The 22,679-nt window shown below is 52.8% G+C and carries 19 protein-coding genes; 9 read left to right on the plus strand and 10 right to left on the minus strand.

Going from position 1 to position 22,679, the window contains the following annotated elements; all coding sequences use genetic code 11:
* Positions 1 to 21: 21 nt before the first annotated feature.
* Positions 22 to 537: a ribosome biogenesis factor YjgA gene (yjgA, locus tag ACJJIM_RS15200; RefSeq protein WP_413663050.1), complete on the plus strand. Its 516-nt coding sequence runs from the start codon at positions 22 to 24 to the stop codon at positions 535 to 537.
* A 59-nt stretch (positions 538 to 596) separates the two neighbouring features.
* Here the strand turns inward: yjgA and msrB are convergent, their stop codons facing one another.
* The 7 genes from msrB to ACJJIM_RS15235 form a co-directional block, all read right to left on the minus strand.
* A complete protein-coding gene (gene msrB, locus ACJJIM_RS15205; RefSeq protein WP_413663051.1) occupies positions 597 to 1,139 on the minus strand; it encodes a peptide-methionine (R)-S-oxide reductase MsrB in 543 nt (180 codons plus the stop codon).
* A gap of 74 nt (positions 1,140 to 1,213) precedes the next feature.
* Positions 1,214 to 5,416, minus strand: a complete 4,203-nt coding sequence (locus ACJJIM_RS15210; protein ID WP_444911387.1) for a YhdP family protein — start codon at positions 5,414 to 5,416, stop codon at positions 1,214 to 1,216.
* Positions 5,417 to 5,452: 36 nt separating this feature from the next.
* Complete coding sequence (gene rng / locus ACJJIM_RS15215; RefSeq protein WP_413663053.1) at positions 5,453 to 6,940, minus strand: ribonuclease G; 1,488 nt, start codon at positions 6,938 to 6,940, stop codon at positions 5,453 to 5,455.
* Positions 6,937 to 7,548, minus strand: coding sequence for a Maf family protein (locus tag ACJJIM_RS15220; protein WP_444911388.1), 612 nt, complete (start codon positions 7,546 to 7,548; stop codon positions 6,937 to 6,939). Before ACJJIM_RS15220 ends, rng begins: the two co-directional genes overlap by 4 nt.
* 97 nt (positions 7,549 to 7,645) lie before the next feature.
* Positions 7,646 to 8,125 (minus strand): rod shape-determining protein MreD, encoded by a 480-nt coding sequence (gene mreD / locus ACJJIM_RS15225; protein ID WP_413663055.1) that lies wholly within the window; start codon positions 8,123 to 8,125, stop codon positions 7,646 to 7,648.
* A complete protein-coding gene (mreC, locus tag ACJJIM_RS15230) occupies positions 8,112 to 8,954 on the minus strand; it encodes a rod shape-determining protein MreC (protein ID WP_413663056.1) in 843 nt (280 codons plus the stop codon). Before mreC ends, mreD begins: the two co-directional genes overlap by 14 nt.
* Before the next feature lie 139 nt (positions 8,955 to 9,093).
* A complete protein-coding gene (locus ACJJIM_RS15235) occupies positions 9,094 to 10,128 on the minus strand; it encodes a rod shape-determining protein (protein WP_020412569.1) in 1,035 nt (344 codons plus the stop codon).
* A gap of 357 nt (positions 10,129 to 10,485) precedes the next feature.
* Between ACJJIM_RS15235 and gatC the strand changes: the two genes are divergently transcribed.
* From gatC to cysZ, 5 genes are all read left to right on the plus strand, one after another.
* A complete protein-coding gene (gatC, locus tag ACJJIM_RS15240) occupies positions 10,486 to 10,773 on the plus strand; it encodes an Asp-tRNA(Asn)/Glu-tRNA(Gln) amidotransferase subunit GatC (RefSeq protein ID WP_413663057.1) in 288 nt (95 codons plus the stop codon).
* Between the two features lie 72 nt (positions 10,774 to 10,845).
* Positions 10,846 to 12,291, plus strand: a complete 1,446-nt coding sequence (gatA, locus tag ACJJIM_RS15245) for an Asp-tRNA(Asn)/Glu-tRNA(Gln) amidotransferase subunit GatA (RefSeq protein WP_444911389.1) — start codon at positions 10,846 to 10,848, stop codon at positions 12,289 to 12,291.
* A gap of 11 nt (positions 12,292 to 12,302) precedes the next feature.
* The gene (gene gatB / locus ACJJIM_RS15250; protein WP_444911390.1) at positions 12,303 to 13,754 is read left to right on the plus strand and encodes an Asp-tRNA(Asn)/Glu-tRNA(Gln) amidotransferase subunit GatB; all 1,452 of its coding nucleotides are present in this window, start codon (positions 12,303 to 12,305) and stop codon (positions 13,752 to 13,754) included.
* A gap of 66 nt (positions 13,755 to 13,820) precedes the next feature.
* A complete protein-coding gene (locus ACJJIM_RS15255) occupies positions 13,821 to 14,117 on the plus strand; it encodes a PA4642 family protein (RefSeq protein WP_444896334.1) in 297 nt (98 codons plus the stop codon).
* Between the two features lie 43 nt (positions 14,118 to 14,160).
* Positions 14,161 to 14,991 carry a sulfate transporter CysZ gene (gene cysZ, locus ACJJIM_RS15260; RefSeq protein ID WP_413663061.1) on the plus strand — a complete coding sequence of 277 codons (831 nt, stop codon included), beginning with the start codon at positions 14,161 to 14,163 and terminating at the stop codon, positions 14,989 to 14,991.
* Between the two features lie 54 nt (positions 14,992 to 15,045).
* Here the strand turns inward: cysZ and ACJJIM_RS15265 are convergent, their stop codons facing one another.
* The 3 genes from ACJJIM_RS15265 to ACJJIM_RS15275 form a co-directional block, all read right to left on the minus strand.
* Positions 15,046 to 16,194, minus strand: a complete 1,149-nt coding sequence (locus ACJJIM_RS15265; protein ID WP_413663062.1) for a hypothetical protein — start codon at positions 16,192 to 16,194, stop codon at positions 15,046 to 15,048.
* Positions 16,195 to 16,446: 252 nt separating this feature from the next.
* The gene (gene rhlB, locus ACJJIM_RS15270) at positions 16,447 to 17,955 is read right to left on the minus strand and encodes an ATP-dependent RNA helicase RhlB (protein ID WP_444911391.1); all 1,509 of its coding nucleotides are present in this window, start codon (positions 17,953 to 17,955) and stop codon (positions 16,447 to 16,449) included.
* A gap of 47 nt (positions 17,956 to 18,002) precedes the next feature.
* A complete protein-coding gene (locus tag ACJJIM_RS15275) occupies positions 18,003 to 18,620 on the minus strand; it encodes an HvfX family Cu-binding RiPP maturation protein (protein ID WP_444911392.1) in 618 nt (205 codons plus the stop codon).
* Between the two features lie 144 nt (positions 18,621 to 18,764).
* Between ACJJIM_RS15275 and ACJJIM_RS15280 the strand changes: the two genes are divergently transcribed.
* The 3 genes from ACJJIM_RS15280 to ACJJIM_RS15290 all read left to right on the plus strand — a co-directional run bounded on the left by ACJJIM_RS15280 (position 18,765) and on the right by ACJJIM_RS15290 (position 22,669).
* Positions 18,765 to 19,478, plus strand: a complete 714-nt coding sequence (locus ACJJIM_RS15280) for an alpha/beta fold hydrolase (RefSeq protein WP_444911393.1) — start codon at positions 18,765 to 18,767, stop codon at positions 19,476 to 19,478.
* Positions 19,479 to 19,650: 172 nt separating this feature from the next.
* Positions 19,651 to 21,081, plus strand: a complete 1,431-nt coding sequence (locus tag ACJJIM_RS15285) for an MATE family efflux transporter (RefSeq protein ID WP_413663066.1) — start codon at positions 19,651 to 19,653, stop codon at positions 21,079 to 21,081.
* A 121-nt stretch (positions 21,082 to 21,202) separates the two neighbouring features.
* Complete coding sequence (locus tag ACJJIM_RS15290) at positions 21,203 to 22,669, plus strand: succinylglutamate desuccinylase/aspartoacylase family protein (protein WP_444892995.1); 1,467 nt, start codon at positions 21,203 to 21,205, stop codon at positions 22,667 to 22,669.
* Positions 22,670 to 22,679: the final 10 nt, after the last annotated feature.

Below are 22,679 nucleotides of genomic sequence, written 5' to 3' on the forward strand. Positions count from 1 at the left end.
TTTACCGAAAGCGAATCAAAGATGTACGAATACGACGACTACGATGACGACCTGCCGAAAAGTAAAACTCAGGTCAAAAAAGAAATGCACGAGCTGCAGGATCTCGGCAAACAACTAACCGAGCTCTCCAAGGCCCAACTGGCTGAAGTCCCCATAGATGAGGACTTGCAGGAGGCTATTGCTACGCTACATCGGATCAAATCCAATGAAGCCCGCCGGCGCCAGATGCAGTACATCGGCAAGTTGATGCGCAGTGCCGACCAAGAGGCGATAGAAGCTGTGCTGAGCCGCTTTAAAGAGCGAGACCAACAACACCTGCGTTTCGATAAAATGGCTGAAGACTGGCGCAAACGACTACTGGAGGAAGGCAATAGTGCCCAGGGTGAGTTTTTTGACCAATATCCCGGTGTCGACCACCAACAGCTGCGCCAACTGATTAGGGATTCCCATCGAGAAATCAAAAACAATAAGCCACCAACAAATCAACGAAAATTATTCCGCTATCTTCGCGACTTCTTTATCCAGGAAGCGGAATAAGGGCTCCGGGCGCTCCAGAGTGAACTTGCTGGCAGCGCCCGCAATCTAGACACCAGAAGTTATTGCGCTTTCTTATCCCCAGAAGCCGGCACAAAGTCCAGGGCGAGAGAATTTAGACAGTAGCGCAAACCAGTGGGCTCCGGGCCATCTTTAAAAACATGCCCCAAGTGTTCCCCGCACTTTGATAACACCTCAGTCCGCTTCAAGCCCCAGCTGTAATCGTCCTTTAAGACAATATTTTGTGGGTAGGCAACATCCCAAAAGCTGGGCCAACCAGTACCCGATTCAAACTTCTGCTCAGAGCTGAAAACCGGTAAACGGCAACCCGCAGTGACATAAACACCTTTCTCTTTGTTATTCAGAAGCTTGCCACTAAAAGCGGGCTCGGTACCTTTTTTCCAGAGAACCTTATAGCGATCCTCTGGCAGGATCTGCTTCCAGACAGACTTAGGGATCTGATCGAGATCAGTCCCCTCTGCAATATGCTTTTCAGCTTGAGCGACCGTCATATTCTGGTCGCGCTGGTGGTCATCTGCCTCAGAACATGCCGAAAGGGTGACAGCTGTAAAAAGAAGGAGGGGCAATAATGAATGCAACGCCATCTACAGTGCTCCTTTTACAGGGGATCATCACTAAGATTAGATGGCTATTGCACACTGCCTCTGGATTTTAAAACTCAAGCTGCAGGTGGGGACTTCTCTTCAGAGCCGACCCCAACTTGTGTCTTGTTCCCCTCATGGTCCAGAACCGCGCCCTCACGTTTGGCGCCATCTCCATCAAACAATTTCTCAAATCGCATTTGCGGGTCTGACCAACCGCCACTAATTCGGTAACTGACACTAGCGACCTTTTTAACCTGCTTTTTAAATGCCTTACTGATCAGGTAGACACCCGCAGCTGCAGGCAAACCACCGGCTAGGGCTGCAACCAAAGCCAGGTTATTCCCAACTGGCAAAGTAGCCACCAACGTTAAATCCAGATCTTCGCGGACTAAATTAACCCGCCCCGCCATCTGCAGTTCACTGGTGGGTCCCTCTACCTGGATGGGTACAGCGATTAAAAGCTGACCATCTCCTTCAAAGACCACTTCACCACGCACCCTATCAAAAGCCATACCACTCTTGTAAAGGTCGGTGAAATCAAGACGCAAGCGTCGCGCCCAGGTATCAAAATTAAACAGTGACAATAGACGCAACACGGTAGAGCCTGTCGCACCGGTTGATCGCAGGAATCGGCCATCGCGAATATCAACCTTAAGCTCTCCGGAGAGAAGGCTTCCTTTCACCTGAGTCGGAGCCCCCTCCCACTTCAAAGCAGTTTCAAAGATCGCCGACTTACTCTCAATCAATGGCTCATGGCCCATCTTGCGCTGGATATCTGCAAGATCATCAGCCACCAATCGGCCGATAAATTGTGATGACTGCTGCCCCTCGGCATCCCTCATCCACACTAATTCTGCACCTAGCTCACCACTGTGTTTGCCCTGCCCCTCGATGCGGAACCCTCTCACCGTGCCGTGGATATCACTCACCACCAAACGATCCGCAGCTGTCCTCAACTTAAATGACCAGGGACCCAAGGCCTCTTCACCTATTTGAAGGTTATCAGTACTAAAATCGATTTGTGGCAAACTAGTAAAATCAAACTGCGCCAAAGGATCCGCTACTACCTCCTCCGCAAAGGGGTCTAAGGGAAAAGCTTCATCACTGACTTCCGCCGGTTTCTCTGGCTGAGGCAGACGCAAATGAGCCAGCTTGAGGCGTAACGGTGCACTGCCATCCAATAAGCCTGTTAGATTTCCTGCAATCATTTCACTGTCAAATTTGAGCTTCCAATCTGTCCCCACTCCCTCACCGGTAACATGTATATGCTCAATTTCTGCAGAGCCCAACCGAAGCAGGTCTGTACTGAGATCCAGGCGCATCGGAAGTGGCTCATTGGCACTATCCTCAGCCTCTCCTGGGTTTTCTGTGGTACTTGCAACAGAACTGGCAGCGCTTGGCTTCGCTGGTTCAGGCAACTGATAAATATCCAACAGAGACTGCCAGCGAGACAAGTCAACAGTGGAAATATCCCCAGTGACCGTCAACTCCCGTTTGGAGGGCAAATTTGCCTCAGCATTCAAGGCGATTGCAGCCCGATCTAACTCTCCATCAATCAGCCAGAATTGACCCTGTAAATGTTCTCCATAGTCCAAGTGGAACAAGCTGCCCTGCTCTCCAATCGGCACTCGCAATACAAAATTAGTTTCTGTTTCCGCCGTCTTACCAAGTGGGTCAGGCAGGTTTACAGCCACACCGGCCAGGTTGGAAGTGAGCTCAAATACTGCGGCGTAAGGGGTTTTCGCTGATTTTGCAGGAATGGTCACCAAGGCTTGATAATCCATTTCTCCTTCCAGCCACTGCAGTTCTGGCCGCGAACTCCAAGCGTGTACCGACTCAACCAATGCATTGCCGTCGATAACCACCTGGGTATTCCGTGCATCCCCCTCACCAATATGTTGGATACGAGCAGTCAGCGGGCGGCCCCACAATTTGCCGTTCAGTTGGGTTCCTTCAAGGCCTGTCGCACTATCGTATTTCACCAAACCATTCAACGCAGTCGCATCGAGGCGGAGCCCTTTCAGCTGAAGGTCACCGTGCTGCAAGTTGACTTCAACCTGTTGCTCGGGAACTACTGATGACTGTCCCAAGGGAAGAGTTAAGGATACAGCGCCATCCAAATTCCCTGTCAGACTCCAATCATCAAAGGCACTTCCAAGGTGATCCCTGAGTGGTGATTCACGCAATAGTCGCAACCCATCAGCAGCGGGTCCAACCACCTCAGTTTGTACATCAAGGCGTGAGCCTCCACCCTTCTGAGGGGTTACCGCAACCAGAATATTTCCAGCATCCATATTCCAGAGCTTGGCTTTATCAGCATTGACTCGCACAGTTTCATCATCAAGCAACAAGCGACCATCCACATCCCTGACCTCAGGCCACTCACTGGCGTAGTCCAGGCTCGCATTTGAAAAGTCGAGCGCCAGCTGAATCGTTCTGCGCTTCTGGTGAGTCGCGAATGCTCTAAGGGATTCTTCTTTACCCTCTTTGCTATAACTGCTACCGCGATAGATAAAGGCCGCACTCTCAACGCGCCCTTGATTGTTCTTACCCAGGCCAGTTTTCAACCAGCTGCGCAAATCATCGCTAACCACAAATGGCACCAGCTCTTCCTGGGTAATAACCCCCGCATCTTTTATCGATAGGGAAAGCACCAGATCCACAGGTCGTGTTTGGGCGTGGAAGGGTAGTGACAGCATAAACTGACCACCGACCTGACCAAGTTCACCGCCAAGCATCAGCGGGCCCGACAATACGTAGACTTCGTTCAACGCCTTATCGACATCCCAGGCTATGGTGCCGCTGGCTTGCTCGAACCCAAAAGCATTCTTATACAGACTGGGAAAGTGCGCTCCGAGGGGGGTACCGTCGAGTTCAACCCGGCCACTGGCGCCCTCAACCTGTAGATATCCACTCAACTGGGTAATTGCCGGGGCTCCTCGAAACGCCTCGACCGCAATATCTTCCAAGTTTGCGCTGATCTCTAACTGCCGATCTGCGCCAGCTCGCAGACGCAGGCTGCGCAACTGACCTTGGGGTTTTAGTGCACGCAACCATTCATCTGCAGCTCCTTCTAGTAACGACAAGCGATTTAAGATACTGCTCCAACCAGCGAGATCGACCAGATCGGCCATCAGGGCTATACCCTCTTGGTCACTGTTAACCTGCAGGTTCAGCGATGGCATTTTCAAGCCCTGCCAATCGATTTCAATATCCTGCAGCGCTAATCGCCAATGCTCTCCCGGCAACCAGCGGCCCGACAAGTTGCCAGAAAAAGCGCGCAACGGAGCCAGTGTATGCTCTTCTATATCATCTCCTGCCCTTTGCATATCGGTCAGGCTTTCTACTTGGGCCAAGTCCACCTGGCCCACTATGCGATACCCACTTACGGCATCACTATGCAACCACAAGCGGCCGTCTGCCCACTTCTTCCCCTGCCAGTGAAACCGGTCAGGTAACGGGGTGAGTTCGTGAAGCAAGCTGACAATGTCTTCATCCAGTAGCAACTCATTAAGCTGCATATAGCCGCGCAGTGAGAAGTGCTCTTTATCTTTGGGATTGCCCCGCCCCTCTAACACAACCCGTAGGGTCTCTTCATCAACCTGGCTGCTCTCCCCTTCACGGGAAATAAAAGCCCGTGCAGTCAGTCGGTGAAAATCTCCGCTATTTTCCAGCTGGATTTCAGGCAAATTGATTTCTGCCAGCTGCTCATCGGGAAGGCGCACAGTGATCGCTGCATCACTGATTTGGATTTTGGGGCTCAACTGGAATAGGCGGGCCGGATCTGCCGCTTCGGGATTGGGTGCAGTGCTGCCTTCAAGCTTAAGCGGGGCATCGGGAAACCCCTGCAGATACCAGAGGCCATTTTCATCGCGGTTGAGCCCGGCCGAAAACTGATTCATTTGCAGGTCTTTCCAGACCAATTCCCGGTTCCAGAGACTGGAAAGTAGATCCAGCTGGAACAGGCCGTGCCCCATTCTCAGCTCACCGTGCTCCCCCAGGCGCAACCCATCCAGCTGCAATGCAACTTCAAGGGCCTCCCAACGCAGGGAAATACGATCCATCTGTACAGGAACGCCTAGCTGCTCACTAAGCCAATGACTAATCTGCGGGCGATAGTTCTCTACCTGCGGGGACAGCAGTCGGCCTGTTTGCACGATGATTGCCAGTGCAATCACCAAACTTACCGACAGTAACCAGAACTTTCTTGCAATCCAGCGTATTACAACCATCGCTATACCCTCACCACCAAACAGGCACGGACCGAGCGCTGACAATAAGCTCTCTTAGCTTGCTGGCGAGTGAATAATGGATTACACAAGAACAATGTCATATTGCTCCTGGTTGTAAATGGGCTCTACCTGGAACTGAATCGGCCGACCAATAAATTCTTCAAGATCGGCGACATTAGCCGACTCTTCATCCAGCAAAAGATCTATTACCACCTGACTGGCCAGTACCATAATTTTTTCACTATCGTAAGAGCGCGCCTCTCGAATAATCTCGCGGAAAATCTCGAAGCAAACTGTCTCCGCACTCTTTAAGGTGCCCCTCCCACTACAAACAGAGCAAGGCTCACATAAAATCTGCCCCAGTGACTCACGGGTGCGTTTGCGAGTCATTTCCACCAACCCCAATTCGGAGACCCCGGTGATACTGGACTTGGCATGATCGCGCTCCAGGGTCTTTTCCAGGGTGCGCAAGACTTGTCGCTGGTGCTCGGGGTCTTTCATATCGATAAAATCAATAATGATAATCCCACCCAGATTCCTCAAACGCAGCTGGCGGGCAATCGCTGTAGCGGCCTCCAGGTTGGTCTTGAAGATAGTCTCTTCAAGGTTTCGATGCCCAACAAAAGCACCCGTATTGACATCAATTGTACTCATCGCCTCTGTCTGCTCTACGATCAAGTAGCCGCCAGACTTCAAGGTGACTTTGTTGTGTAGTGCCCTTCTTATTTCCTCTTCAACGCCGTATAAGTCAAACAGTGGGCGCTCACCGGGATAGTGTTCCAGGCGACCGGCAATTTCCGGCGCATATTTACCGGCAAATTCTGCCGCACGGCCGTGGGCCTCTCGGGAGTCTATACGAATCTTTTCGGTATAAGGGCGCGCAAGGTCACGCAATGCGCGCATAAATAGTGGAAGGTCCTCATAGATAACCGAAGGCACTGGACGCTCCTTAATGCGCTCATCCAGCTCCCCCCATAATTTGTACAGAAAGGGGATATCTCTCAGCAGCTCTTCCTCACTCACTCCCTCGGCAACGGTACGCAAAATAAAGCCCCCATCGGCCGACAAACCATCTTCCGCGAGGCGTAGAGAAGCTGCTTCAACCAACTGGCGCAATCGCTCGCGTTCGTTCTCGTCTTCAATTCGATTAGAGATACCGATATGGCGCGTCTGCGGCATATACACCAGGTAACGTGCAGAAACCGACAGATGGGTAGTCAGCCGGGCACCTTTACTGCTGATAGGGTCCTTCACTACTTGCACGATCAGTGACTGCCCCTCTCTGACTAGCGCGCGGATATCCGCCACCTCGGCATCCCGCGCCTCCATACCTTCTTCGTCGAGAGGCGCGATATCCGAGGCATGGATAAAGCCCGCGCGCTCGAGGCCTATATCGACAAAAGCGGCCTGCATTCCGGGCAGTACGCGAATCACCTTTCCCTTATAGATATTTCCTACAATCCCTCGCCGCGCACTCCGCTCCAGGTAGACCTCCTGGAGCACACCATTTTCTACCAGCGCAACCCGGGTCTCAGTCGGCGCAACATTAATTAACAGCTCTTCGCTCAAGATTGGCCCTCCTGCCAATAGGGAATGCCCGCATGATCCAGCATGGGGACTACAGCTTCCAATGGGAGCCCTACAACATTGCTGTAACTGCCACTAAAAGCTTCTACTAAGGCGGCACCAAAACCCTGAATACCGTAACCGCCAGCTTTATCGACAGGCTCTCCGGTACTCCAGTAATCCGCTATTTGAACTTTGGACAAGTGGCGGAACCTGACTCGAGTTTCAACTACTCGGCTAAACTGTCGATCCTGTGAACGCAAGCACACTGCCGTGAAAACAGAGTGCTCTCCTCCCGATAACGCCAGCATCATGGACTCAAAGTCAGCAAAATCTTGGGGTTTTTCCAGCAGCCTCTCACCTGCCATAACCACCGTATCCGCTCCCAAAGACCAGAGTCCCTGCGGGCTGTCAGCGACTTGAAACCCGGCGACAGCCTTGTCGTGGGCCAAGCGTTCTATGTACTCAAGAGGGCTTTCAGCAGGTTGGCGCTGTTCTACAACAGCGGGGGACAATTGGGAGAAAGGCACCCCAATCTGGGCCAACAGTTCGGCGCGGCGCGGCGAACCAGAGGCCAAAAGAAGTCGATTTTCTGAAGCGCTTGTTGTCACTCTATTACATATTCCCTGTGGGTCAGCGGCTGATTATAGCGGCACTGTTCGAAAAATGATCGATTTTTTACACTGATTTACAGTGCCGACGAGACGGTCAACGAACGTGTAAACGCCCGGAAAGCCCCCTGAGCCACGGGGTCACCCAGGGCCAGAGCAGGGCTGTAGTCAGGGCGGGCCAAAGGAACGTCAGCCCGGGTACCGATTTACCTTCAAGGCCGTGCACCCAGTTACCCACCACTTGATGAATGCCCACCAGAACAAATACCCACAACAATTGCTGGGCCGGATTAAATGCCCGAGTGCGCTGGTAAGTCAGTAAGCTGAAATAGGCGAGTACCGATAGGGCCAGGGCATGGGTTCCCAAGCTCGCCCCCGTAGCCAAATCCTGGGCAATACCGATCATCCAAGCGAACCCCACCCCAAAGGTCTGGGGCATTCGGGTAATCCAGAATATCACCAGCAAAGCCGGAAATGCCGGCCGAAACCAGAGCCACTGCTGTGGCAGGGGCATAACCGAGAGAAGCAGTGACAGCAGAATAGTGACCGCGATAAACCAGCGGTTATTCGCTTGCAACAGAATGTCCTCCGCTGCCAATGACCGCCAATACAAAGCGGCTGCGATTCATCCGTCCCCTCGGCAACACTTCAGCCTCCGCAAAAGGTTTACCCGGGTCTCTCTGTACCGAAATGACCTCCCCGACCGGATAACCTGCGGGAAAGCGGCTACCCAAGCCGGAGCTGAGCAGTAGATCCCCCTCGCGAATATCACTGGTATTAGCAAGATGGCGTAACTTCAAGCGGTACAGATCACCTGTACCCTCGGCGACGGTGCGCATACTGTTGCGTAGAACCTGGACGGGAATGGCATGACTGGAATCAGTTATCAGCAGGATACGACTGTAGGAGTCACCAGCTTCAATCACCTGCCCCAGCAATCCACTGGCATCCATTACCGGGGTACCGATATCAATGCCGTCATCGCGGCCTTTGTCAATCAGCAGCACATGCTCCAAAGGGTCCGGGGTAACACCAATTACCTGAGCCACCAGTACTCGGTCATCGACCATTTCTGCTGAGTTCATCAGTTCTTTGAGCTGAGTGTTTTCCGCTTTTACGGCCGCCAATAGTTGGCTGCGCTGTTCCAGCAGTAAAACCTGGCGCTTGAGGCGGCTATTTTCCTCTTGCAGTTCTTCGCGCGAGCGAAACTGCTCATCGGCCCAATCGCCCACACGCTCGGGGGCTCCTGTAACCCAGTACAGTGGAGCAATAACTCCTGACAAGCGTTCTCTGACAGGCTGAAACCAATTGGTGTAATGATCGGAAACGATCAGCGAGATCGCGAGTATGATGAGAAAGCCCAGGCGGTATTCGGCAGAGGGACCGCGGGTAAATAGCGGTTTCACAGGCAATCCCCTCTTAACAGGTCAATCAAAGATGGTGAGAACAGTACAAGCCACAAAAGATAACTTGCATTTTTTTATTACAAGGAGCTTGCGGATATAGCCACAAGCTCCCTCGCAGGTCACATAATAGCGATGTCTACTAGTTAGACATCAGGTAGAGGCGGCTGCGATCCAACATATCCAGCGCTTTGCCGCCACCCCGCGCCACACAGGTCAGCGGGTCATCGGCAACAATCACAGGTAAGCCCGATTCTTCCATCAACAGGCGGTCCAGATCGCGTAACAGAGCACCACCACCAGTCAGCACCATACCGCGCTCAGCGATATCAGAAGCCAATTCAGGAGGGGATTGTTCCAGCGCACTTTTAACAGCCTGCACAATACCAGTCAGAGGCTCTTGCAGGGCTTCGAGAATTTCGTCGGAGTTCAAGGTAAAGCTGCGAGGCACGCCCTCGGCCAGATTACGTCCGCGCACATCGATTTCGCGAACTTCACTGCCTGCATAAGCACAGCCAATTTCCTCTTTGATCCGTTCAGCAGTTGCATCACCAATCACACTGCCGTAGTTGCGACGCACGTAGTTGACGATAGCTTCATCAAAACGGTCACCGCCGATACGCACCGAATCGGAATAAACCACACCATTCAGGGAGATAATGGCGATCTCAGTGGTGCCCCCACCGATATCCACCACCATGGAGCCGCTCGCTTCCTCGACATTCAAGCCTGCGCCTATGGCAGCGGCCATGGGCTCTTCGATCAGTGACACTTCGCGAGCACCTGCACCCAGGGCCGACTCGCGAATCGCGCGGCGCTCCACTTCTGTGGACTGGCAGGGAACACACACCAGCACTCTCGGACTCGGGCGCATCCAGCTATTTTCATGCACTTTCTTGATAAAGTGCTGCAACATTTTCTCGGTCACTTGGAAGTCGGCGATAACACCGTCCTTCAGCGGGCGAATAGCGGTAATATTGCCAGGAGTCCGGCCGAGCATGCGTTTGGCTTCTACTCCGACAGCCTCAACGATTTTCTGGCCATTGTAGTGACGGATTGCGACGACAGAGGGTTCGTCGAGTACTACGCCGCGATCGCGAACGTAAATCAGCGTGTTGGCAGTTCCCAGGTCGATGGAGAGATCACTGGAAAACATACCCCGCAAACGTTTAAACATGGAATTCGATTACCTTGTACTAATTATCAGCCCCCAGGTCGGGCACTGCGGGCGCGGCTTCTTTTATGGATACAAATCCTAATTAGTCCGCAAAAATAATTCTGAGTTCCGAGCCGCATTTCGAATCGGATTCTACGCAAAACACCGGAGTCTCTCATCACTCGGCAGGATTCGGCAAACTCTAACAACCGCTAGGCATCAGGGCAAGGCTGAAGGGAGTTCATTTGAGGCCCACTATCCATTACTGCCGGAGCCGGTGAGAATATAACCCCAATGTGCTAAATTTGCCGGTTCTGCCCGCCGCAAATAATCCGGGCAGTTTTCGACTCGCAACTCAAGCTGGAGGAGTCCATCACCATGGCAGTGGATACGCAAACTGTAGAAAAACTCGCGGAACTGGCCCGTATCGCCATATCCAAAGAAACCATCGAAGAAGTCAGCAACCGCCTCGGCGATGTATTGCAACTGGTCGACCAGCTGCAATCCACCAATACCGATGGCATCGCCCCGATGGCGCACCCATTGGACGAGGTCCAGGAGCTGCGTACCGACGCAGTGACAGAGGCTGACAAGCGCAAAGACTTCCTAGAACTGGCTCCCCAAACCGAAGAAGGCCTCTACCTGGTTCCCAAAGTAATTGATTAGCCGGCCCAACACTGACTAAGTTCACCTAAATACCCAAGCCCTCAGCCCGTCTAGAGCCTTTAAGGGAATAACATGCATCAGCTTACTATCGCCGAGATCATCCGTGGACTGCGGAGCAAAGAGTTCTCAAGTACAGAGCTAACCCGCCATTTACTCGGCCGCATCCAGCAACTGGACAGCAACTACAACAGTTTTATTACCGTCACCGAAGAGAGCGCCCTAGCACAAGCCGCGGTCGCTGACCAACGCCTGGCCAACGGGGAGGCACCAGCACTGTGCGGTGTGCCCATCGCCCACAAAGATATTATTTGCACTAACGGCGTGCGCACCAGCTGCGCCTCAAAAATGCTGGATAATTTTATCCCTCCCTACGATGCCACGGTGGTAGATAACCTCAACGCTGCCGGAACCGTCTCCCTGGGCAAGACCAATATGGATGAATTCGCCATGGGCTCATCCAACGAAAGCAGCTTTTACGGCCCAGTAAAAAACCCTTGGAATACCCGCTGTGTGCCCGGCGGTTCCTCCGGTGGCTCAGCTGCGGCAGTTGCTGCACAACTGATACCCGGCGCCACAGCTACCGATACCGGCGGCTCTATTCGCCAGCCGGCAGCGTTGACAAACACCACCGGGCTGAAGCCCACCTACGGGCGTATTTCCCGCTATGGCATCGTGGCCTACGCCTCCAGCCTGGACCAGGCTGGCCCCATCGCCCGCAACGCCGAAGATGCGGCTTACCTGCTGTCCGCGATGGCCAGCCACGACCCGAAAGATTCCACCAACCTGAAGCAACAGCCCACAGACTTTACCGCCGAACTGAATAACCCGATCACCGGGCTGCGGATCGGAGTACCCCGAGAGTACTTTGGGGAGGGGCTTAACCCAGACACCGCAAGCCGGGTTCAGGAGGCTTTGAGAGCGTTTGAAAAGCTGGGTGCACAACTGGTCGATATCAGCCTGCCACATACCGAGTTAGCGATACCTGCTTACTATGTGATCGCCCCCGCTGAAGCCTCTGCCAACCTATCTCGATTCGATGGGGTGCGCTACGGCTACCGCTGTGAAGAGCCCAAAGACCTGCGCGATCTCTATATGCGCTCCCGTGGTGAAGGCTTCGGCGAAGAAGTACAGCGTCGCATCCTGGTAGGCACCTACGCCCTATCCGCCGGTTATTACGATGCTTATTACAACAAAGCCCAACAGGCCAGACGCCTGATCAAGCAGGACTTTGTCGAAGCATTCGAAAAAGTGGATGTGATTATGGGCCCCACTACCCCCTCCCCTGCTTTCGAGCTTGGCGCAAAGAGCGCTGACCCGGTAGCTATGTACCTGGAGGATATCTACACCATCGCCACCAACCTCGCCGGACTACCTGGCATGTCTGTACCCTGTGGCCTGGTGGGCAATATGCCAGTGGGCCTGCAAATAACCGGTAATTACCTGGAAGAGGCGCGCATGCTCAATATCGCCCACCAATACCAACAGGTAACCGACTGGCACAAAGCCAGCGCCGTATAAGGAGATAAATTGTGGAATGGGAAATCGTTATCGGGTTGGAAATTCACGTCCAGCTCTCCACCCAGTCAAAACTCTTTTCCGGCGCCAGCATCCGCTTTGGCGCCGAGCCGAATACCCAGGCATGCGCTGTGGACCTGGCCATGCCAGGCACACTGCCGGTACCGAATGAGGAAGCATTTCGCTTTGCAGTAATGTTCGGCCTGGCGATGAACGCAGAGATCGGCAAGCACTCTGTTTTTGAACGCAAGAATTACTTCTATCCCGACTTGCCCAAGGGCTATCAAACCACTCAATTGGAACAGCCGATTGTCGGCCCAGGTGAAGTGGAAATTCACCTGGAAGATGGCAGCAGTAAGAAGGTGCGTTTGCATCACGCTCACCTGGAGGAAGATGCCGGTAAATCCCTGCACGAAGACTTCCACGGAATGTCCGGTATCGACCTGAACCGCGCAGGTACGCCACTGATTGAGATTGTCTCTGAACCGGATATGCGCAGTGCCGCCGAGGCTGTGGCCTACCTGAAAAAAATTCACAGCATCGTAACCTACCTGGGCATTTCCGATGGTGATATGTCCCAGGGCTCACTGCGCTGTGATGCCAATGTATCCGTGCGCTTGAAAGGCGAAGAAAAACTCGGCACCCGTACAGAATTAAAAAACATCAATTCTTTCCGTTTTGTCGAGCGCGCAATTAAAGTCGAAGCTGAACGTCAGATCGATATCTTGGAAGACGGCGGCACCATTACCCAGGAAACCCGCCTCTACGACGCGGACAAAAATGAAACCCGCTCTATGCGCAGTAAAGAAGTGGCCAATGATTACCGCTACTTCCCCTGCCCTGACCTTCTGCCAGTTGTACTCACTGATGAATATGTCGAGCAACTGCGCAGCATCCTGCCAGAACTGCCTGATGCAAAAGCAGCCCGCTTCCAAGCGGAATACCAGCTATCTGCTTATGATGCAGACCAGCTGACACAGGAGCGTGCCAGTGCAGACTATTTTGAAACTGTGAGTAAATCCTGTGGCGAATCCAAGCTTGCCGCCAACTGGATTAACGGTGAACTGGCAGCGCTGCTCAACCGTCGTGAACTAACTATTTCACAATCGCCGGTTTCTGCCGACCAACTAGCTGGACTAATCTCGCGCATCAAAGACAACACCATTTCCAGCAAAATCGCCAAACAGGTATTCGAGGCTATTGCCGACGGAGAGGGCAGTGCCGACGAAGTCATCGAAAAGCGTGGGCTGAAACAGGTTTCGGATACCGGCGCTATCGAAAAAATGGTGGATGAGGTGATCGCTGCAAGCGATGCCCAGGTAGAAAACTACCGCAAGGCCGATGAATCAAAGCGCCCCAAAATGATGGGGTATTTCGTCGGGCAAATCATGAAAGCGTCCAAAGGGCAGGCAAACCCACAGATGATTAATAAAATCCTCAAACAAAAATTGGACGCACTGCTTTAACCCTCAACATTTCAAGACCTGGGCCGGGCTTCGCCCGCCCCCTATTTATGTAGCAAGGATATAGTTTTGAGCCTGAAAAAAGACAAACAGAAAGTACTCGGAGAAGTTTTTGACGAGGAGCGTATTGCTGGATTCTTGATTGGCGAAGCTCCCGCAGGCGTAAACCGGGATTTTCATCTTCTCGAGCGCGCCTACCGAAGTATGAAAGCAGAGAGCTTTGCCACATTTATAAAATTATTTCTCGCTGAAGGCCTGGATCTGAACAGTCCTGGTCCCGATGGAAAAACTCTGCTGGCACGTATTGCTGAACACCGCCAGGGCGCAGAATATAGCGAGATTTTAAAAGCCGCTGGCGCCAACTGAGAACTCTGGAAATTTAGGCATCGTACCAGCGAAAGGTGAGAGTATGACTTCAAATCCCGTTCACGGTATCGACGCATTGGTGCGCGGTATCCACTTGATTACCCGGCGTGAGTTACGCCCATTTATCCTGGTGCCATTACTAATAAATCTGGTGCTGTTTATTATTATCAGTAGCATAATGATTTCACAGCTCGGAGGGCTTACCGATTATATAAGTAGCCTGCTTTCCCACACGCCAGTAAATACGGAGAATATGTCCTGGTGGGAAGCCATTATGGCCAAGGGTGCAGCATGGACCGCCAGTGTTTTTCGCTGGCTGGCCTGGATTATTGCACTAATAGTGCTTTTCCTATTTTTCCTTGCTTACGGCTATTTATTTAGCGTCATCACCAACATTATTGCCGCCCCCTTTAACGGTTTGCTCGCTGAGAAAGTAGAGGAACTGCTAACCGGTAAAGCTCCTCCTGCCGAGCCGATAATGCAAATGGTATGGCGTACCCTGGGCCGGGAATTGCGTAAGCTGGGTTACTTTATATTTTGGGGTTTGATCGTATTTATAATTGCCACCATCACCAGCTGGACCATTATTATCCCCGCAGTGCTCACCGCAGTTTGGGGCGCTTGGTGTATGGCTATTCAATACGTTGACTACCCACTGGATAACCACCAGCGGCCATTCGATGAATTAAAAACGGTACTGCGCCGCCGTAAACTCACTAGCCTTACCTTTGGCGGGACCGTGATGCTTGCCAAAATGGTGCCGATTTTAAATATCTTTATTATGCCTGCGGCAGTTGCTGGCGGTACGGCTCTGTGGATTGAAAGATTGCGTATTGAAGGGGATCTGGGAACTGAAACTCCTATTCTTCAGTAATCTAACTTCAAATACTCCCCCAAAAAAGCCCTCAGGAATAGAGGGCTTTTTATATTAGCGGCCTGTAGCTTTTTTCTTTTTCAGCCAGCGATACCAAGGTTGCCTACCCTTAGAAACACAAGCTGTAGCCGACAAGCATTTTTCCAAGTACTCCAGCTCACTGTTAAGCACCTCGCCCGAGAGACTCTTGCTCCGTATTTGTCGAATCCTGTCAGCCAGTAATGCATCGCGTAAACCCTCTGGTTTTTGAATTCCAGACGCCAAGATTTGCGGGCTCCAACTGAATAAATCCTGCGCTGTAATCCGGTCATTTCCCCACTCAGGATATCCTGAAAAATCACTATCAAATGCCAAGCCAGATTGATTCTTCAAAAAGTGATCATTCAATTGGCGATTTGAATCGCTAAAGTGCATAAAGAAACTTTGGGCATCCTTTTCAGAAGGTACCAACCGAGTATTTTCTTCCAGCATCATTGGTTTCAGCTTCAGCAGCTCCGACTCAGCCACTCCCAATTCCAATAACTTGTGAGTCAATAGGAATTCCCTTCTTCCCACCCCCTCATTGACCCGCCTTCCTGAAATGTCTATGTTACCTCCCAGCAATGCGAGAAAGTCACTGACAATATCTCCCCCCTGAAGGGCCTCACGGGTAAAAGAGCGAACGCTTAAAGCAGCCTTGCCGAACACAGACTCCCACAGAATTAACTTGGAGAAATAATCATAGTAAGTCTCGATATCCTTAGTGAAAGCTGGGAAAGCACCTTCACTATGTCCAAACAATTTACTGGAAGAGCTGCGGTAAGCAACAGCTCCTCTGGCTCCTTGCTTTTTAAAGGATATCGCCTGCAAGTCCTGTCTGCGTAAATACACAATCACATTAACTTTATCGAAATACTTGGCACAGGTACGCCGAACCAATTCGACACTTTCACGTTGATGCAAAAAACAGAGGTGCTCTGCCGATATTATCGCTTTCTCACCGCTACTTGATGCGAGCAATTCATCCAGTCTTGTATTCAACTGAAATCTGAGCTGACCAGTACAGCTAGAGACTTCCACACATCCCGAAGAGTTACCCTTTTTTCCCAAGGACAAAAACTCATACCCGGCTTCACTCAGAGCTTGTTCCTGCTCTTTCATCGCTAACTGAAGAGAACTTGAGCCGGTTTTATGGAAACCTATATGTAGATAGAGGGTACGCATTATTCGAGTATTTACTAACTTTTTATTGTAAGCCCAACACTACAGAGTTAGCCTCCAACTGCTGAGCTTTGATTCTAATCAACTATATCTTTTTTAATTTAGGGGGAAATAAAATCACTAACGTAATTATTATATATATTCCAAATCCCACAATAAGTTAAGGCATTGAAAAGTAAGAATTAACAATGACTTTCTCTGGTAAATTGGGGGGCTGCAAGGGACACAAACTCCCTCGCAGCATAAGAAAAAAAATCAGTGCCGACGTGGACGACGGTGGCCTCCAGAGCCACCGCGACGCCCATCGCGATCGCCGTGACTGCGCTGAACTTTCACCTTGGGCGGTTCAACCAAAAGCTCTTCTGGCGGCACTTCGCACTTGAGCTTACCACCGAGCAACTGCTCAATAGGTTCCAGGCGCATGGCATCATCTTCACAGGCGAAACTGATAGAAGTGCCCGTTTTACCCGCCCGGCCAGTTCGGCCAATGCGGTGAACATAATCCTCCGGCTCTTCAGGCAAAGTGAAATTCACCACATGGCTGATACCGTCGATATGAATACCACGCCCGGCGACATCGGTAGCTACCAGCACCTTGGTTTTACCAGACTTAAAGTCATCAAGGGTGCGAACCCGCTTGTTTTGCGCCACTTCACCAGACAACAGGCCCGCAGAAATGCCGTGAGCGAGAAGCTGCTCGTGCAAGCGGCGGCATTGGTCGCGGCGGTTGGCAAAAACAATCAGGCTATCCACCTCGTCCCGCTGCACAATGTTGTAAAGCAAGGTGTACTTTTCTTCGCTGGCGGACAGGTAGACATGCTGCTCTACGGTATCCGTGGCAACCCTCTCCGGCTCAATCTCCACAACTACCGGATCATCCGTCCACTGCTCCACCAGATCATCCACTTCGGGAGTAAATGTGGCGGAGAAGAACATAGTTTGGCGATGAGTTTTACGCGGCGTCTGACGAACAATGCGGCGCACTTGGGGGATAAAGCCCATGTCCAACATGCGATCCGCCTCATCGATCACCAGGACTTCTACCTGATCCAGGAAGCAATCCCGATTGCTGACAAAGTCCAGCAGGCGACCCGGCGTCGCCACCAGGATATCCACCAGCCGCTCATTTAGGTTTCTCTGCTGCTTGTCATAATCCATACCGCCCACCAGGGTATGAATTTCCAGCTCGGTGTGTTTACACAGTGCCTTGGCATCATCGGCAATCTGCATTACTAGCTCACGGGTCGGAGCGATAATCAGGGAGCGGGCTTCGCCGGCATAGCGCTCACCTTCAAACGGGTGCTTGAGCAGATCGTCAATCACTGTGATCAGGAAGGCCGCTGTCTTACCGGTACCGGTTTGTGCCTTACCCACCAGGTCGTGGCCATTGAGGGTGTGGGGAAGGGAGCGACCCTGAATTGGCGAGCAATACTGAAAACCCAGGTCGTGAATAGCGTGCATCAGCTCGTTGGGCAGTCCCAGGTCGTGGAAGCGGACCTTGCCCTCCTGTTCTGGAACCTGGAATTCATCCAGGGACCAGGGCGCTGCGGGTGCCGCTGGCTTTCTGCTACGCTGGCGCCCTTTTTGAGCGTTTCTGCTACCGCCCCGGCGCGACTTCCCCTCCGCCTGTGCGGATTTTGTACGCCCCTTGGCAGCCTTATCAGACGGCTTTTGCCCTTCTTTTCGGCGTCCGGAGCTGTCTTCTCCCCGGCGGGAGCCCTTATCCTCTTTGGAGGAGGATCGGCGGAACAACTTTCCTATCAAGTGAAATACTCGCTCAAATGTTCAAATAATCGGCGAGTATAACATCTCTACGGGGATCCCTGCCCGCTATAGTGACGGCACAGCCAGTAATCCACACTGAAAAACCGCCCCGCCCCACTACAAAATAGCGCCAGCAGCATAATGAAGTAGGTAGCTGCAAACTCAATACCATTTTTCAGGATGGTCACTCCTCCAGTTTCCACAAGCCATTCATAATTGCCGTGCTCCTTGAGTAAACCAACAATCTTCTCTTTACGCACCGAAGCTTCATCGATAAGGTCCTTGCGCCACTCCCAGGGCACACTCAAGGTTTTATCCGGCAACGCAGACCAACCGTTCTCCCAGTGGGCCGTATAGGCTGCCACTGCCATCACAAACATCAGGGGAATCGCCACCAGCCGAGTCGCTACGCCCAGCAAGATAGCGATACCACCAAAGAATTCCACCAATGCAGCTATCCACGCCATCAACATCGGCGCTGGAAGCCCCAACCCCCAATCGGGATTGCCAAACCAGGCAGCAACATCTTCGATATTATTCATCTTATTCATGCCGGCCAGGATAAAAATTGGCGCCAAATAAATCCGTAGTAATAATGGCCCCAGCCAGTCTATTTTGCGTACATAATGTACAAAGCAGTTGTACCAACCGCTCAGACTATTCATAGCTCCACTCATTTAGCTCACTCTCTTATCAGTGTCTTTGTTCACTTTAGTCGAGTGATATCGCCAACTCTTACACTGCACTATCTCAGCGCCCCAGAAAGCACATCTATGCTTGCAGAACCCAAGTAACTTGAGGGCAACCTAGTGGGGAAAACTTACGTGCTGGTCCACGGGCTATTTCATGGAGGCTGGTGCTGGAGCAGAGTCGCCCACCTCTTGCAGCGTAATGGGCATCGAGTACTCACCCCCACCCATACTGGCCTGGGGGAACGCAAACACCTACTCTCCCCCTCCGTTGGCCTGGATACCTTTATCCAGGACCTAGTCAATACAATCCTCTGGGAGGAGTTGCAGCAAGTCACCCTTGTGGGCCACAGCTTTGGGGGAATGGCTGCAACCGGTGCCGCCGACGCTCTACCCGAGCGGGTGCACCGCTTGATCTACCTGGATGGCGCTGTTCCAGAGCCCGGGCGCCCATTCAGCAGCCAACTCCCCAGCGGTATTGAAGAGCAGCGGCTCAAGCAGGCACAGGATATCGACGGTACTCTCTGTATTATGCCTCCATCTCCAGAAGCCTTGGGGATAACCCAGCCAGATGATATCAACTGGCTAAAACGCCGTATGACCCCGCACCCTATCAAAACGCTACTGGACCCCATCCACTTAAAACGCTCTCCTGAACAGGGCCCGCCGTGTACTTTCATTCACTGTACCCAACCCGAATACCCACCAGCCGTCTACAGTAGCCGCAAAGCAAAGCGGATAAGCGGGTGGCTTTATCGGGAGGTAGCAATAAACCACGACTGCATCATTAATAAGGCAGAAATTGTGGCCAAACTACTTGAGGAAAGTCCGTAATCAGCACTGGGCGCAGGCGCCGTTTGTACCGTAGAATGTCGAACCTTTTTGCAGTACTACCCCGCCTTCTCCCGGCAGACTGAAAGCCTCTCAGAACTTTGGCTCGCCGCCCGTTTTCAGCTGTATTTGCGAAGGCCAGGGCCTGTTAACAACCCCCCGCAGGATTAATTTTTTGTCAAAATTAGCCCAGACCCCAGAACCCTCTATCGAGACCAGTAACAAGAGCTCAGGTTTTTCTTTGTTCAAGCTTTACCGAAATGCCACTAAAACCGAACTGTCGCACCTAACCACCTTGGGAGGCCCTCTGGTGGTCAGTAACCTGGCTGTGGTGAGCATGGGAGTTGTCGATACTCTGGTAGCAGGACGCGCTGGAGAAGTAAGTCTCGCTGGGCTCGCCCTGGGGGCCAGTATTTGGGCTGTTTGCGCAGTGACACTAATCGGCCTGCTCGCTGCTATCTCCCCGGTTGTTGCACACTTGCGCGGTGGCCGCGATGAAGCTGGCTGCGCCAGGCAACTGCACCAGGCGCTGTGGATCGCACTGATCGGTGGCATCCTGGTGTTTTCCGCCCTGCTTGCGGTTCCTATCTGGAGCCACTGGATAGACACGGAAGAGCCTGTCCGCAAGGTGATGGAGGGCTATGTACTGGCCCTGACTGTCGGCACCCTGCCTTTTGCACTCGGCACGGCGTTGCGCGGTTACTGTGAGGGTATGGGACAAGTGCGCCCGGTAATGCGCATCTATATCACTGCCGCAATTTTAAATATTCCCCTGGATATTCTTTTGGTGTTTGGTGCCGGCCCCATACCGGCAATGGGAGGGGCAGGATGTGGGTGGGCGACCGCAGCGGTCAGCTGCCTGATCGCACTGGCACTCTTCTGGCACGCGAACACTGATCCGGTCTACCACAAGCTAAAACTTAGGCTGTTACCGCCTCGCCCCCACTGGCCAACCCTCCGCCACTTGCTCGCAGTTGGCCTGCCAATTTGTGTGGGTGCAGCCAGTGAAGTTACTTTTTTTGCCAGCCTTACTATTTTGCTTGCCCCTTATGGCGCAGCCATTGTCGCCGCCCATCAGATCAGCATGAATGTGGGCTCGATTTTTTACTTGGTCGCACTAGCACTGGCCCAGGCCCTGAGTATCCGCACCGCCCAACTACTCGGTCAGGGACGGCCAAAGCGCGCGCGCTTCTGTGGCAAAGTGGGCATCAGTAGCGGGCTAATCTACGCACTGGGCACCGGTGTACTTTTGATTACCCTGCGCACCCTGTTTGTTCAGGCCTACACCAGCAATGAAGAAATTATCGCGGTGGCCACCAACCTGCTATTGCTGTGTGCCGCATTCCAGCTGGTGGATGTCACCCAGGCAATGACCTGGGGCGCACTGCGCGGATATAAGGACACCAGTGCGCCCATGTTTATACAGCTATTTTCCTACTGGCTGGTGGGGCTTTCTACCGCCTACTGGCTGGGAGAGAGCTTCTGGGGGGTATACGGTTATTGGACCGGTGTCTGTATCGGCTTGGGAACGGCTTCAATCCTGCTGGGAATTCGCTTTTGGCGAACCAGCCGCAAAGCCATCGAGCGAACCTACGGATACGCGTAATTCGGCGCGTATCACATTCCTCGGGAACGTATTGACTATACTGGCGCTCCAAAGTCCCAATCTGTGCCGGACACAAGGCTCTCCGGCACACCCAGATATACGAAGTTGACCGGAGTGCCGAATGATCCCGCGCCAATCCTCCCGAAGGACCCGACACCTATTAAGCCTGGCTTTACTGCTTTCATCCACCCAGGCCCTGAGCGCCGACGACAGCACAGGCGAAGAGACAGAAGCGGTCCCCCAGGCTGCCAATATGCAGCTGGACCAACCGGTGATCACAGAGCTGGGGCCACCCACCAACGTTGCCCCTACTGAAGATCAATCCCAGTCGACAGATGCTGGTTCTGAAGAAGTTTCCCTGCCCCAAGCGGAAAATCTGGAGCTGGACCAACCTATCCAGGAACTGGATAAACCGACATCTCCCACCGAGACTGCTCCCACTGCCGATAAAGAAACTGAAACAGTTAAACCTCAACCCGAATTACCGGAGCCCGGCACCATCTCCCTGGTTCCGGGAGAGACTGCCAAGCCGCTGCGATTGTTAGGCTCAGAGGTTCCCCCTGCGACCTCCACGCGCCTGGCCTGGTCTCCCAGCCAACACTTCGAAGGCGTCTATAGCCCCACCGCTGTATTGGTGGTTAACGGCGCCAAACCAGGGCCGGTTCTCTGCCTTACAGCTGCAGTGCACGGTGATGAGTTGAACGGTGTGGAAACTGTGCGACGGGTTATGTACGACCTCGACGCAGACCATTTGAGCGGTGCGGTAATTGGCGTACCCATCGTCAACCTGCAAGGCTTCCATCGAGGCTCCCGCTACCTGACTGATCGACGCGACCTGAACCGGCACTTCCCCGGCGATCCCAATGGCTCTTCGGCCTCGCGAATTGCCAATTCATTTTTCCACGAAGTGATCAGCCACTGTAACGCCGTGGTGGACTTGCATACGGGTTCTTTTTATCGCACCAACTTGCCACAGTTGCGCGGCGACTTAACCAATCCCAAGGTAGTGAAAATGACCCAGGGTTTTGGCTCCACGGTGGTGCTGCACAGCGCCGGAGCCAAAGGTACCCTGCGCCGCGCCGCTGTGGAGGCTGGTATCCCCACCGTCACTCTGGAAGCCGGAGCACCCATGGTGTTGGATGAGCTATCGGTAAGTCACAGCGTGAAAGGTATACGCACTCTGCTCAACCAGCTGGGTATGGTGAGTAAATTCCGCCTCTGGGGCGATCCCGAACCGGTTTACTACACCTCCACCTGGCAGCGGACATCTACCGGCGGGGTTATCTTTAGTGAGGTACAGCTCGGTGAGTTTGTGCGTAAAGGCGACTTACTGGGAACGGTAACCAACCCTATTACCAATGTGCGCACAGAAATTCGCTCTGAGCACAACGGCCGCATTCTCGGCATGGCATTAAACCAGGTCGTGCAACCGGGGTTTGCCGCCTACCATATCGGCATCCAGGCTCCCCAGGAACAAATCAGCCAGCCCCAGGAAGTAGTAGCGGAAGAGTCAGTCGCTGACAAATCAGAGAGCAAAGTACCGGCCACTCCAGAAAACCGCCAACCGCCGACAGAAGGTGAGGAGTAAATCCCCACCT

The organism is Microbulbifer maximicatervae (SeqCode) (assembly GCF_052467615.1).

Coding starts and splice junctions, on each gene's coding strand:
- ACJJIM_RS15265 (WP_413663062.1), bottom strand. CDS start 16,194: ATGCGTACCCTCTATCTACATATAGGTTTCCATAAAACCGGCTCAAGT.
- ACJJIM_RS15235 (WP_020412569.1), bottom strand. CDS start 10,128: ATGTTTAAACGTTTGCGGGGTATGTTTTCCAGTGATCTCTCCATCGAC.
- gatA (WP_444911389.1), top strand. CDS start 10,846: ATGCATCAGCTTACTATCGCCGAGATCATCCGTGGACTGCGGAGCAAA.
- msrB (WP_413663051.1), bottom strand. CDS start 1,139: ATGGCGTTGCATTCATTATTGCCCCTCCTTCTTTTTACAGCTGTCACC.
- ACJJIM_RS15275 (WP_444911392.1), bottom strand. CDS start 18,620: ATGAATAGTCTGAGCGGTTGGTACAACTGCTTTGTACATTATGTACGC.
- ACJJIM_RS15290 (WP_444892995.1), top strand. CDS start 21,203: ATGATCCCGCGCCAATCCTCCCGAAGGACCCGACACCTATTAAGCCTG.
- gatC (WP_413663057.1), top strand. CDS start 10,486: ATGGCAGTGGATACGCAAACTGTAGAAAAACTCGCGGAACTGGCCCGT.
- cysZ (WP_413663061.1), top strand. CDS start 14,161: ATGACTTCAAATCCCGTTCACGGTATCGACGCATTGGTGCGCGGTATC.
- yjgA (WP_413663050.1), top strand. CDS start 22: ATGTACGAATACGACGACTACGATGACGACCTGCCGAAAAGTAAAACT.